Here is a 13307-nt window from a genome sequence, read left to right as displayed (position 1 = left end):
AAGCTTGAATGAATAATCCGATTATAAATGGGAGCTTTGAAACCGGCACATTAGAGGGTTGGAGTTCGGCAAATACCCAGATTAACAGTTTGTTTGCACATTCAGGGAGATATTCTGCACAATTTGTTGGAACTCAGCCATTTGCTTACCTCAGTCAAATCATCCCCATTTCAGCTCAGTCACTGACTCTATTCGTATCACTGGCAACGCTCGGAAATGAGCCAAGTCCCCAGGTAACCCTCCAGATCATATATGTCAGCGCAGCAGGTGAACAAATCAGTTCCGTTCAAGAAAATATCACACCCGGAAATTTGCCGAACGTGCTCTTTTATACATGGTCTGAAATCTATAAAACAAGCAGTGTGCCTTCTGGCGCGGCCTCTGCTGTCATTGTATTAAGTAAAGTTTCTTCCGGCACGGTTTTAATAGACGATGTTTCATTGGCACAAACCGGGGGTGAACCTGGCGTAACGGGTATTACAGGCCCCACAGGAGTGACGGGTCCCACGGGAGCAACCGGGGTAACGGGAGCAACTGGTGCAACCGGCCCAATTGGAGCGACAGGAGCAACTGGAGTAAGAGGAGCAACCGGGGTAACAGGTGTAACGGGAGCAACAGGAGCCACTGGAGTAAGAGGAGCAACAGGAGCAACTGGAGTAAGAGGAGCCACCGGATCGACTGGAGTAACAGGTGTAACAGGTTCAACCGGATCAACCGGATCAACCGGATCAACCGGTCCAACGGGATCAACCGGAGCGACCGGATCAACAGGGGCAACCGGAGCGACCGGATCAACAGGGGCAACCGGAGCGACCGGATCAACAGGGGCAACCGGATCAACCGGTCCAACGGGATCAACCGGATCGACTGGATCAACAGGGGCAACCGGAGCGACCGGATCAACCGGATCAACCGGCCCAACGGGATCAACCGGATCGACTGGATCAACAGGGGCAACCGGATCAACCGGTCCAACGGGATCAACCGGATCGACTGGATCAACAGGGGCAACCGGAGCGACCGGATCAACAGGGGCAACAGGAGCAACAGGTGTAAACGGAGCAACAGGAGCAACAGGAGCGACAGGAGTAACCGGCCCAACTGGAGAAACAGGAGCGACAGGAGTAACCGGCCCAACTGGAGTAACAGGAGCAACAGGAGCAACAGGATCAACCGGAGTAAGTGGTGTAACCGGCTCAACTGGAGCAACTGGAGCAACTGGTGTAACAGGATCAACCGGAGCGACCGGAGTAACTGGAGCAACGGGCCCAACAGGTCCAACCGGGGCAACTGGTGTAACAGGAGCAACAGGATCAACCGGAGTAACTGGTGTAACCGGCTCAACTGGAGCAACTGGTGTAACAGGATCAACCGGGGCAACCGGCTCAACCGGAGAAACTGGATCGACAGGAGTAACAGGTGCAACCGGGGAAACTGGCCCAACAGGTGCAACTGGCTTAACAGGAGTAACCGGCCCAACTGGCCAAACGGGAGCAACAGGTGTAACCGGATCGACAGGAGTAACAGGAGCAACAGGGGCAACAGGTGCAACCGGAGTAACGGGCGCGACAGGAGTAACAGGAGCCACTGGGGAAACGGGTCCAACCGGTGCGCCAGGAGCAACGGGCCCAACCGGGGTGACTGGCCCAACCGGCTCAACTGGGGAAACCGGAGCAACAGGAGCCACCGGAGCAACAGGAGCCACCGGAGTAACAGGTGCAACCGGAGCAACTGGAGCAACCGGCTCAACTGGAGCAACCGGGGAAACAGGCCCAACCGGCTCAACCGGGGAAACAGGATCGACAGGAGAAACAGGTCCAACCGGTCCAACAGGTCCAACCGGAGCAACAGGCTCAACCGGGGCAACTGGAGTAACTGGAGTAACGGGAGCCACAGGTGAAACCGGGCCAACCGGAGTGACTGGTGCAACCGGAGAAACCGGGCCAACCGGAGTGACTGGTGCAACCGGAGAAACCGGGATAACAGGAGTAACTGGATCGACAGGAGCAACTGGCGCAACAGGTGAAACTGGGGCAACAGGAGCCACCGGGGCAACAGGAGTAACAGGGGCAACAGGAGTAACTGGTGTAACGGGAGTAACAGGAGCAACAGGGGTAACAGGAGAAACCGGCCCAACGGGAGCAACCGGAGAAACTGGATCGACAGGAGAAACCGGAGCAACAGGGGTAACAGGAGCAACAGGGGTAACAGGAGCAACAGGTTCAACCGGAGCAACAGGGGAAACCGGAGCAATAGGAGCCACCGGGGTGACTGGAACAACAGGAGAAACCGGCCCAACGGGCTCAACCGGAGCAACGGGAGCAACCGGAGCAACCGGAGCAACAGGAGCAACTGGGGTAACAGGAGCAACGGGAGCAACCGGGGCAACTGGAGTAAGAGGAGCAACGGGTGCAACCGGAGCAACCGGAATCACCGGGTCAACAGGTCCAACTGGAGTAACCGGAGCAACAGGTGTAACCGGAGCAACCGGGGCAACTGGTGTAACCGGGGCAACCGGAGCGACAGGAGTAACTGGAGAAACGGGCCCAACGGGATCAACCGGATCGACTGGATCAACAGGGGCAACCGGATCGACCGGATCAACAGGGGCAACCGGATCGACCGGATCAACAGGGGCAACCGGATCGACCGGATCAACCGGATCAACCGGATCAACCGGATCAACCGGAGCAACAGGAGCAACAGGAGCAACAGGTGTAAACGGAGCAACAGGAGCGACAGGAGTAACCGGCCCAACTGGAGAAACAGGAGCGACAGGAGTAACCGGCCCAACTGGAGTAACAGGAGCAACCGGATCAACCGGAGCAACTGGCCCAACTGGAGTAACCGGAGTAACCGGCCCAACTGGCCAAACGGGAGCAACAGGTGTAACCGGATCGACAGGAGTAACAGGAGTAACAGGTGTAACTGGGGGAACGGGTCCAACCGGCTCAACCGGGGTGGCTGGCCCAACCGGAGTGACTGGAGTAACAGGTCCAACCGGAGAAACGGGAGCGACCGGAGCAACAGGCTCAACCGGAGAAACGGGAGCCACCGGAGAAACCGGCCCAACCGGAGCGACAGGAGTAACAGGTGCAACAGGTATAACGGGAGTAACAGGAGCCACAGGTCCAACAGGAGTGACTGGTCCAACCGGCTCAACCGGAGTGACAGGAGTGACAGGCTTAACCGGCCCAACAGGAGTGACTGGTGAAACAGGTCCAACGGGTCCAACCGGCTCAACTGGTGTAACCGGAGCAACCGGAGCAGCTGGGGTAACAGGCCCAACAGGAGCGACAGGCTTAACAGGAGTAACCGGAGTAACGGGAATAGCAGGAGCCACTGGGATAACGGGAGCCACCGGAGTAACCGGAGCAACAGGGATAACCGGAGCAACAGGAGCAACAGGCCCAACGGGTCCAACAGGAACAACAGGAGTAACCGGAGCAACGGGAACGACCGGGACAACCGGAGTGACTGGTGCAACGGGAGAAACCGGGCCAACTGGAGTAACAGGAGCAACAGGAGCAACCGGAACAACAGGAGCAACAGGAGCAACCGGATCAACCGGGGCAACTGGAGTAACTGGTGTAACGGGAGCAACCGGCTCGACTGGAGTAACTGGAGCAACCGGCTCGACTGGAGTAACTGGAGTAACCGGCTCAACCGGAGTAACTGGAGTAACGGGAGCTACAGGTGAAACTGGGGCAACCGGGGAAACCGGGCCAACCGGAGTGACTGGTGCAACGGGAGAAACCGGGCCAACCGGAGTAACCGGCTCAACAGGAGTAACAGGGGCAACAGGAGTAACGGGAGTAACAGGAGTAACAGGGGAAACCGGAGCAACTGGGGAAACCGGAGCAACTGGGGTAACAGGAGCAACAGGTTCAACCGGGGCAACTGGGGTAACTGGGGTAACAGGGGCAACAGGAGTAACGGGAGTAACGGGAGTAACAGGAGTAACAGGGGAAACCGGAGCAACAGGGGAAACCGGAGCAACTGGGGTAACAGGAGCAACAGGTTCAACCGGGGCAACTGGGGTAACTGGGGTAACAGGGGCAACAGGAGTAACGGGAGTAACAGGAGTAACAGGGGAAACCGGAGCAACTGGGGAAACCGGAGCAACTGGGGTAACAGGAGCAACAGGTTCAACCGGGGCAACTGGGGTAACTGGGGTAACAGGGTCAACCGGAGCGACAGGAGTAACAGGTGTAACTGGTGTAACGGGAGCAACCGGCTCAACCGGGGTGACTGGCCCAACCGGAGTGACTGGAGTAACAGGTTCAACCGGGGCAACAGGAGCAACCGGGCCAACCGGAGAAACTGGCCCAACGGGTCCAACAGGAACAACTGGGGTAACAGGCCCAACAGGAGCAACCGGAGTGACTGGTGAAACTGGTCCAACGGGTTCGACAGGCTCAACCGGTCCAACAGGGGCAACCGGAGTGACTGGAGCAACAGGGTCAACAGGTGCAACCGGAGTAACAGGATCGACAGGAGAAACCGGAGCAACAGGTCTAACCGGAGAAACCGGCCCAACAGGTCCAACGGGTTCAACAGGAACAACCGGGGCAACAGGTGCAACAGGAGTAACGGGCTCAACCGGGGAAACAGGAGCGACTGGAGAAACCGGAGCAACTGGAGCAACAGGAGCCACCGGAGCAACAGGAGTGACTGGAATCACTGGGTCAACCGGTCCAACTGGAGTAACAGGAACAACAGGATCAACAGGTCCAACGGGTGCAACCGGAGCAACAGGAGTAACTGGTGTAACGGGAGTAACAGGAGCAACAGGGGTAACCGGAGCCACCGGAGTGACTGGTGCAACGGGAGAAACCGGGACAAACGGAGTGACTGGTGCAACGGGAGAAACCGGAGCAACCGGGGAAACTGGCTTAACAGGCCCAACCGGATCGACTGGAGTAACAGGTGCAACTGGTGTAACCGGAGTAACGGGAGCAACTGGATTGACAGGGGCAACAGGTGTAACGGGAGTAACCGGAGTGACTGGAGTACCAGGTTCAACCGGGGCAACAGGAGCAACCGGGCCAACCGGAGAAACTGGCCCAACGGGTCCAACAGGAACAACTGGGGTAACAGGCCCAACAGGAGCAACCGGCCCAACAGGAGAAACAGGTGCAACCGGAGTAACGGGAGCAACCGGGGCAACTGGGGTAACAGGGTCAACCGGAGCGACAGGAGTAACAGGAGTAACAGGGTCAACCGGAGCGACAGGAGTAACAGGAGTAACAGGGGAAACCGGAGCAACAGGTCCAACCGGAGAAACGGGAGCGACCGGAGCAACAGGCTCAACCGGAGAAACGGGAGCAACCGGGGAAACCGGCCCAACAGGCTCAACCGGGGAAACAGGAGCGACCGGAGCAACAGGTCCAACAGGAACAACTGGGGTAACAGGCCCAACAGGAGAAACCGGAGCAACTGGGGTAACAGGAGCAACTGGGGTAACAGGAGCAACAGGTGCAACCGGAGTAACGGGAGCAACCGGGGCAACTGGGGTAACAGGAGCAACTGGGGTAACAGGAGCAACAGGTGCAACCGGAGTAACGGGAGCAACCGGGGCAACTGGGGTAACAGGGTCAACCGGAGCGACAGGAGTAACAGGTGTAACTGGGGGAACGGGTCCAACCGGCTCAACCGGGGTGACTGGCCCAACCGGAGTGACTGGAGTAACAGGAGCAACTGGTGCAACAGGAGCCACCGGAGAAACCGGCCCAACCGGATCGACAGGAGTAACAGGTGCAACAGGTGTAACGGGAGCAACCGGGGAAACAGGAGCAAATGGGGTAACAGGAGCCACAGGGCCAACAGGTCCAACCGGAGCAACCGGAGTGACTGGAGTACCAGGTTCAACCGGGGCAACAGGAGCAACCGGGCCAACCGGAGAAACTGGCCCAACGGGTCCAACAGGAACAACTGGGGTAACAGGCCCAACAGGAGCAACCGGCTCAACAGGAGAAACAGGTTCAACCGGAGTAACGGGAGCAACCGGGGCAACTGGGGTAACAGGGTCAACCGGAGCGACAGGAGTAACAGGTGTAACTGGGGGAACGGGTCCAACCGGCTCAACCGGGGTGACTGGCCCAACCGGAGTGACTGGAGTAACAGGAGCAACTGGTGCAACAGGAGCCACCGGAGAAACCGGCCCAACCGGATCGACAGGAGTAACAGGTGCAACAGGTGTAACGGGAGCAACCGGGGAAACAGGAGCAAATGGGGTAACAGGAGCCACAGGGCCAACAGGTCCAACCGGAGCAACCGGAGTGACTGGAGTACCAGGTTCAACCGGGGCAACAGGAGCAACCGGGCCAACCGGAGAAACTGGCCCAACGGGTCCAACAGGAACAACTGGGGTAACAGGCCCAACAGGAGCAACCGGCCCAACAGGAGAAACAGGCTCAACCGGAGAAACGGGAGCAACCGGGGCAACTGGGGTAACAGGGTCAACCGGAGCGACAGGAGTAACAGGTGTAACTGGGGGAACGGGTCCAACCGGCTCAACCGGGGTGACTGGCCCAACCGGAGTGACTGGAGTAACAGGAGCAACTGGTGCAACAGGAGCCGCCGGAGAAACCGGCCCAACCGGATCGACAGGAGTAACAGGGGCAACAGGTGTAACAGGAGTAACAGGAGCCACAGGTCCAACCGGAGCAGCCGGAGCAACAGGTTCAACCGGATCGACTGGTGAAACTGGTCCAACGGGTTCAACCGGAACAACAGGTCCAACCGGAGCAACGGGAGTGACCGGGGCAACAGGTGAAACTGGGGCAACCGGAGTGACTGGAGTAACGGGAGCAACAGGAGTAACAGGGTCGACCGGTCCAACCGGTGCAACTGGCTCAACCGGAGCAACGGGTGCAACTGGAGTAACGGGAGCGACAGGAGTAACAGGAGCCACTGGGGAAACGGGCCCAACCGGTGCGACAGGAGCAACAGGAGTAACAGGGGCAACGGGCTCAACCGGTGCGACAGGAGCAACAGGAGTAACTGGAGCAAGCGGAGTGACTGGTGCAACGGGAGCAACCGGCCCAACCGGAGTAACCGGGGTGACTGGCCCAACCGGAGTGACTGGAGTAACGGGAGCAACCGGAAGAACAGGAGTAACTGGTGTAACCGGGGCAACAGGAGCAACAGGAGTGACTGGTGAAACTGGTCCAACGGGTCCAACAGGAACAACCGGGGCAACAGGTGCAACTGGGGTAACAGGGTCAACCGGTCCAACCGGGGCAACAGGAGCGACTGGAGAAACCGGAGCAACAGGGGAAACTGGCCCAACTGGAGCAACGGGATCAACAGGTGTAACGGGATCAACCGGAGAAACTGGATCGACAGGAGTAACAGGAGCAACCGGGGCAACAGGAGTAACAGGCCCAACCGGATCGGCAGGAGCCACAGGAGTGACTGGTGAAACTGGTCCAACTGGCGTAACCGGCTCAACCGGCCCGACCGGGGTGACTGGCCCAACGGGAGCCACAGGTGTAACTGGAGTAACGGGCTCAACCGGAGCAACAGGATCAACCGGATCGACTGGAGTAACAGGGGAAACAGGAGTAACCGGAGCAACGGGCTCAACCGGAGTAACGGGCTCAACCGGAGCAACAGGATCAACCGGATCGACTGGAGTAACAGGGGCAACAGGTGTAACAGGAGTAACAGGAGCACCTGGAGCAACGGGCCCAACAGGTCCAATCGGGTCAACAGGTCCAACCGGGGCAACAGGTGTAACAGGAGCAACAGGATCAACCGGAGTAACTGGTGTAACCGGCTCAACTGGAGCAACTGGTGTAACAGGATCAACCGGGGCAACCGGCTCAACCGGAGCAACAGGAGTAACCGGAGCAGCTGGCCCAACAGGAGAAACCGGCTCAACCGGAGAAACTGGATCGACAGGAGTAACAGGTGCAACCGGGGAAACTGGCCCAACAGGTGCAACTGGCTTAACAGGAGTAACCGGCCCAACTGGCCAAACGGGAGCAACAGGTGTAACCGGATCGACAGGAGTAACCGGAGCAACAGGGGGAACAGGGGCAACAGGTGCAACCGGAGTAACGGGCGCGACTGGAGTAACAGGAGCCACTGGGGAAACGGGTCCAACCGGTGCGCCAGGAGCAACGGGCCCAACCGGGGTGACTGGCCCAACCGGCTCAACTGGGGAAACCGGCCCAACCGGCTCAACCGGGGAAACAGGATCGACAGGAGAAACAGGTCCAACCGGTCCAACCGGTCCAACCGGAGCGACAGGAGTAACAGGCGTAACTGGCCCAACTGGTGTAACGGGCTCAACAGGTCCAACCGGGGCAACAGGAGCAACTGGAGTAACTGGTGTAACGGGAACAACCGGAGCAACAGGTGCAACAGGAGTAACAGGAACAACAGGAGCAACAGGCTCAACCGGCCCAACCGGGGTGACTGGCCCAACCGGAGCAACAGGAGTAACGGGAGCAACCGGTGATACTGGGGCAACCGGAGTGACTGGAGTAACGGGAGCAACAGGAGTAACCGGAGCGACCGGTGCAACTGGAGTAACAGGAGCAACCGGATCGACAGGAGTAACGGGCTCAACAGGTCCAACCGGAGCATCTGGAGCAACTGGAGTAACTGGAGTAACGGGAGCAACCGGGGTAACCGGTCTAACAGGAGCCACTGGCCCAACGGGTCCAACAGGAACAACAGGATCAACCGGAGTAACCGGCCCAACCGGATCGACAGGAGTAACAGGGGCAACTGGAGTAACGGGCGCGACAGGAGTAACCGGAGCCACTGGGGTAACGGGCCCAACCGGTGCGACAGGAGCAACAGGAGTAACAGGGGCAACGGGCTCAACCGGTGCGACAGGAGCAACAGGAGTAACTGGGGTGACTGGCCCAACCGGAGTGACTGGAGTAACAGGAGCAACCGGGGCAACTGGAGTAACAGGAGTAACAGGAGTAACAGGGGCAACAGGAGTAACGGGCGCGACAGGAGTAACCGGAGCCACTGGGGTAACGGGCCCAACCGGTGCGACAGGAGCAACAGGAGTAACAGGGGCAACGGGCTCAACCGGTGCGACAGGAGCAACAGGAGTAACTGGGGTGACTGGCCCAACCGGAGTGACTGGAGTAACAGGAGCAACCGGGGCAACTGGAGTAACAGGAGTAACAGGATCAACCGGGGCAACAGGAGTAACGGGCGCGACAGGAGTAACCGGCTCAACAGGAGTAACGGGCGCGACTGGTGTAACGGGCTCAACCGGAGAAACGGGCGCGACAGGAGTAACCGGAGCCACCGGAGTAACAGGCCCAACCGGGGTAACAGGCCCGACCGGGGTGACTGGCCCAACTGGTGTAACGGGCCCAACCGGTCCAACGGGTGCAACTGGCTCGACAGGATCAACCGGCTCAACAGGAGTAACTGGGGCAACAGGATCAACCGGCTCAACCGGAGTAACAGGATCAACCGGAGTAACGGGAGCAACCGGCTCAACTGGTGTAACCGGCTCAACCGGAGTAACGGGCCCAACCGGAGCAACAGGTGTAACTGGGGTAACGGGTCCAACAGGAACAACAGGAGTAACCGGGGTGACTGGCCCAACTGGAGTAACAGGAGTAACAGGAGCAACCGGGGCAACAGGCCCGACCGGGGTGACTGGCCCAACGGGTGTAACGGGCCCAACCGGAGCAACAGGTGTAACTGGGGTAACGGGTCCAACAGGAACAACAGGAGTAACCGGGGTGACTGGCCCAACTGGAGTAACAGGAGTAACAGGAGCAACCGGGGCAACTGGAGTAACGGGAGCCACCGGAGTAACGGGAGCCACCGGAGTAACAGGCCCAACCGGGGTAACAGGCCCGACCGGGGTGACTGGCCCAACGGGTGTAACGGGTCCAACCGGCTCAACAGGAGCCACCGGAGTGACTGGCCCAACTGGTGTAACGGGCCCAACCGGAGTAACAGGAGCAACCGGAGTAACCGGCCGAACCGGCTCAACAGGTGTAACAGGAGCAACAGGAGCAACAGGATCAACCGGCTCAACAGGTGTAACAGGAGCAACCGGCTCGACAGGTGTAACAGGAGCAACGGGCCCAACGGGAGTAACCGGCTCAACAGGTCCAACCGGCGCCACAGGCAGTACACCAACCTTGCTCTTCACAAGAACTAATGGGCCGCTCACTGTTTATCCGCCGTTAAATACAGAAGTTCCCATCGCTACGCTGGCAATTCCAGTTAATGCTTTGGAGAATGTAAAGCTTGATTATGCACTCAGTGTCGCATTAACAACTACAGCAAATTCAAACTTTGTTTATGAAGTGAGATTATATAGGGGGGCAGTGCAAATTCATACAAGAACTCTGGCGCGAACTAGTACTACCGCAGCTACGGATAGTTTTTCCATTGCTGATACAACAGTGGATACTGCGCCGACCGCAGGAACGAACACTTACCAGCTCAGGGTTATTTTCACAACTGCTAATGATTTAACGACAGCTATTGCTCTCAATATCGATTTTAACAGCATAAGTTTTCCGACAACCTGATGAAAATAGCAGTCTGATATTTTAAAGATGAAAGGCCTGACTGATACGCGGTTAGGTCTTTTTTCCGTAAACGCTGTGCAACATTCACTCTTAGAGACCAGTTGATCATTTAAATGGGTTTTTGAAACACCATTTGTTTTTGAAAAAATATTATGCAAGAAGAGGTGGTGTAATGAGAAAAGGAGATACTTGGTATAACAGATACGACTCTGGAGATTATGACTGCCGGTATTGTAATGATTGTTGCTGTCATTCCCAACACAAAAGAAGAAATCAAAGACGCAGTTACCATAATCGAGCACATTGCTGTGAAGGATGCTGCTGTGAAAACTCTTGCTGTCATGAAAGATGGTGTCCGTGCTGTCATCCAAATCATTATCATATGAGAGGCGCGACCGGAGCAACGGGGCTGACTGGAGCAACGGGGTTCACTGGAGCGACCGGAGTAACAGGCGACCCCGGAGTAACGGGAGCCACCGGGGTAACTGGAGCAACGGGGTTCACTGGAGCGACCGGAGTAACAGGCGACCCCGGAGTAACGGGAGCCACCGGGGTAACTGGAGCAACGGGGTTCACTGGAGCGACCGGAGTAACAGGCGACCCCGGAGTAACAGGAGCAACCGGGATAACAGGAGCAACAGGGATAACGGGAGCAACTGGGTTAACCGGAGCCACCGGAGTAACGGGAGCCACCGGGTTAACCGGAGCCACCGGGATAACGGGAGCAGCTGGAGTAACCGGAGCAACCGGAGCCACCGGGTTAACGGGAGTCGCCGGAGAAACGGGAGTAACAGGGCCAACCGGGTTAACAGGAGCCACCGGGATAACAGGAGCCACCGGAGTAACGGGAGCCACTGGGATAACAGGAGCCACCGGAGTAACCGGAGCGACAGGAATAACGGGAGCCACCGGGGTGACAGGATCGACCGGAGCAACAGGAGTAACGGGAGCAACCGGGGTAACAGGAGCAACAGGGCCAACCGGGTTAACCGGAGCCACCGGGATAACGGGAGCCACCGGAGTAACGGGAGCAACAGGGATAACCGGAGCAACCGGGTTAACGGGAGCCACCGGAGTAACGGGAGTAACAGGGCCAACCGGGTTAACCGGAGCAACTGGGTTAACAGGAGCAACCGGGATAACAGGAGAAACGGGAGCAACCGGGATAACAGGAGCAACTGGGATAACAGGGCCAACCGGGTTAACAGGAGCAACTGGGGTGACAGGAGCAACTGGGATAACAGGGCCAACCGGGTTAACAGGAGCAACTGGGATAACGGGAGCAACCGGGATAACGGGAGCTACTGGAGATACAGGCGCGACTGGAGAAACGGGAGCAACCGGGATAACCGGAGCTACTGGGTTAACAGGAGCAACCGGAGTAACGGGCGCGACAGGAGTAACGGGAGCAACTGGGTTAACAGGAGCAACAGGGATAACGGGAGTAACCGGCTCAACGGGAGTAACGGGAGCAACCGGGATAACCGGAGCAACTGGGTTAACAGGAGCCACCGGAGTAACGGGCGCGACAGGAATAACGGGAGCCACCGGGGTAACAGGCGTAACCGGAGTAACGGGAGCAACCGGAGCAACAGGTTTAACCGGAGCAACTGGTGTAACGGGAGCCACCGGAGTAACGGGCGCGACTGGAGTAACAGGAGCCACCGGAGTAACCGGAGCGACAGGAATAACGGGAGCAACCGGGGTGACAGGACCAACCGGAGTAACGGGGACCACTGGAATAACAGGAGCAACCGGGATAACCGGGGCAACTGGTGTAACCGGCGCTACCGGGGTAACGGGGGTAACCGGCTCAACGGGAGTAACCGGGATAACCGGAGCCACTGGTGTAACCGGAGCGACAGGAATAACAGGAGCAACAGGTTTAACCGGAGCCACTGGAGTAACGGGAGCAACCGGGATAACGGGAGCAACCGGAGTAACGGGCGCGACTGGAGTAACAGGAGCCACCGGAGTAACCGGAGCGACAGGAATAACGGGAGCAACCGGGGTGACAGGACCAACCGGAGTAACGGGGACCACTGGAATAACCGGAGCAACCGGGATAACCGGGGCAACTGGTGTAACCGGCTCAACGGGAGCAACAGGGATAACCGGAGCCACCGGAGTAACGGGTGTAACCGGAGCAGGCTCGATCATTCCTTATGCTTCAGGTCTTCCGACTGCCGTGACCACGATTGCCGGCGGATTAATCGGAACGGTGAGCCTTGTCGGGTTCGGCAGTTCTGTGACGGGCGTCAATGTCGGAGGGGGAGGCGCAATTGATCTTACCGGAGCCGGAGGGACTCTGCTGAACTTTGCTTTTTCTGCTCCGAGAAGCGGAACCATTACATCAATTGCCGCCTATTTCAGTACCACCGCAGCATTGTCGCTTGTCGGCTCGACTGTTACGATAACTGCACAATTATACAGTTCCGCTGTGCCGAATAATACGTTCACGCCGATTCCCGGAGCATCCGTCACTTTAGCTCCTGCCCTTACCGGCGTATTGTCAATCGGCAGCATCAGCAACGGAATCACTACAGGGCTGAACATTGCGGTAACTCCTCAAACCCGGCTGTTAATGGTATTCTCCGCCACTGCGTCGGGTCTTTCTCTTATTAATACAGTGGCGGGATACGCAAGCGCGGGAGTTACGATTTCCTGATAAAAAGAAGGCTGACTTCGGTCAGTGTTCTTTTTTGTTACATAAATCCTCAAAAGTGAAAATATGCCTACCATCCTTTTTGAAAATCGGCAAGAGAAAAAGATCAC

At 57.8% G+C, this 13307-nt stretch carries 2 protein-coding genes; both read left to right on the top strand.

Going from position 1 to position 13307, the window contains the following annotated elements:
• The first annotated feature begins 8 nt into the window (after positions 1 to 8).
• On the top strand, positions 9 to 10532 hold the full coding sequence (locus tag ACQE26_RS00535; protein WP_500470367.1) for an NTTRR-F1 domain: 10524 nt from the start codon (positions 9 to 11) through the stop codon (positions 10530 to 10532).
• A gap of 172 nt (positions 10533 to 10704) precedes the next feature.
• Positions 10705 to 13200: an exosporium glycoprotein BclB-related protein gene (locus tag ACQE26_RS00530; protein ID WP_500471431.1), complete on the top strand. Its 2496-nt coding sequence runs from the start codon at positions 10705 to 10707 to the stop codon at positions 13198 to 13200.
• Positions 13201 to 13307: the final 107 nt, after the last annotated feature.

This window comes from Bacillus sp. 5RYD7K, from assembly GCF_059831465.1.
Note: the sequence above shows the minus strand (reverse complement) of the source record. Positions and strands in the feature narration are given on the sequence as shown.

What these genes read in the sequence shown, in the direction of transcription:
- ACQE26_RS00530 (WP_500471431.1), top strand. Translation starts at nt 10,705, where the DNA reads ATGAGAAAAGGAGATACTTGGTATAACAGATACGACTCTGGAGATTAT.
- ACQE26_RS00535 (WP_500470367.1), top strand. Translation starts at nt 9, where the DNA reads ATGAATAATCCGATTATAAATGGGAGCTTTGAAACCGGCACATTAGAG.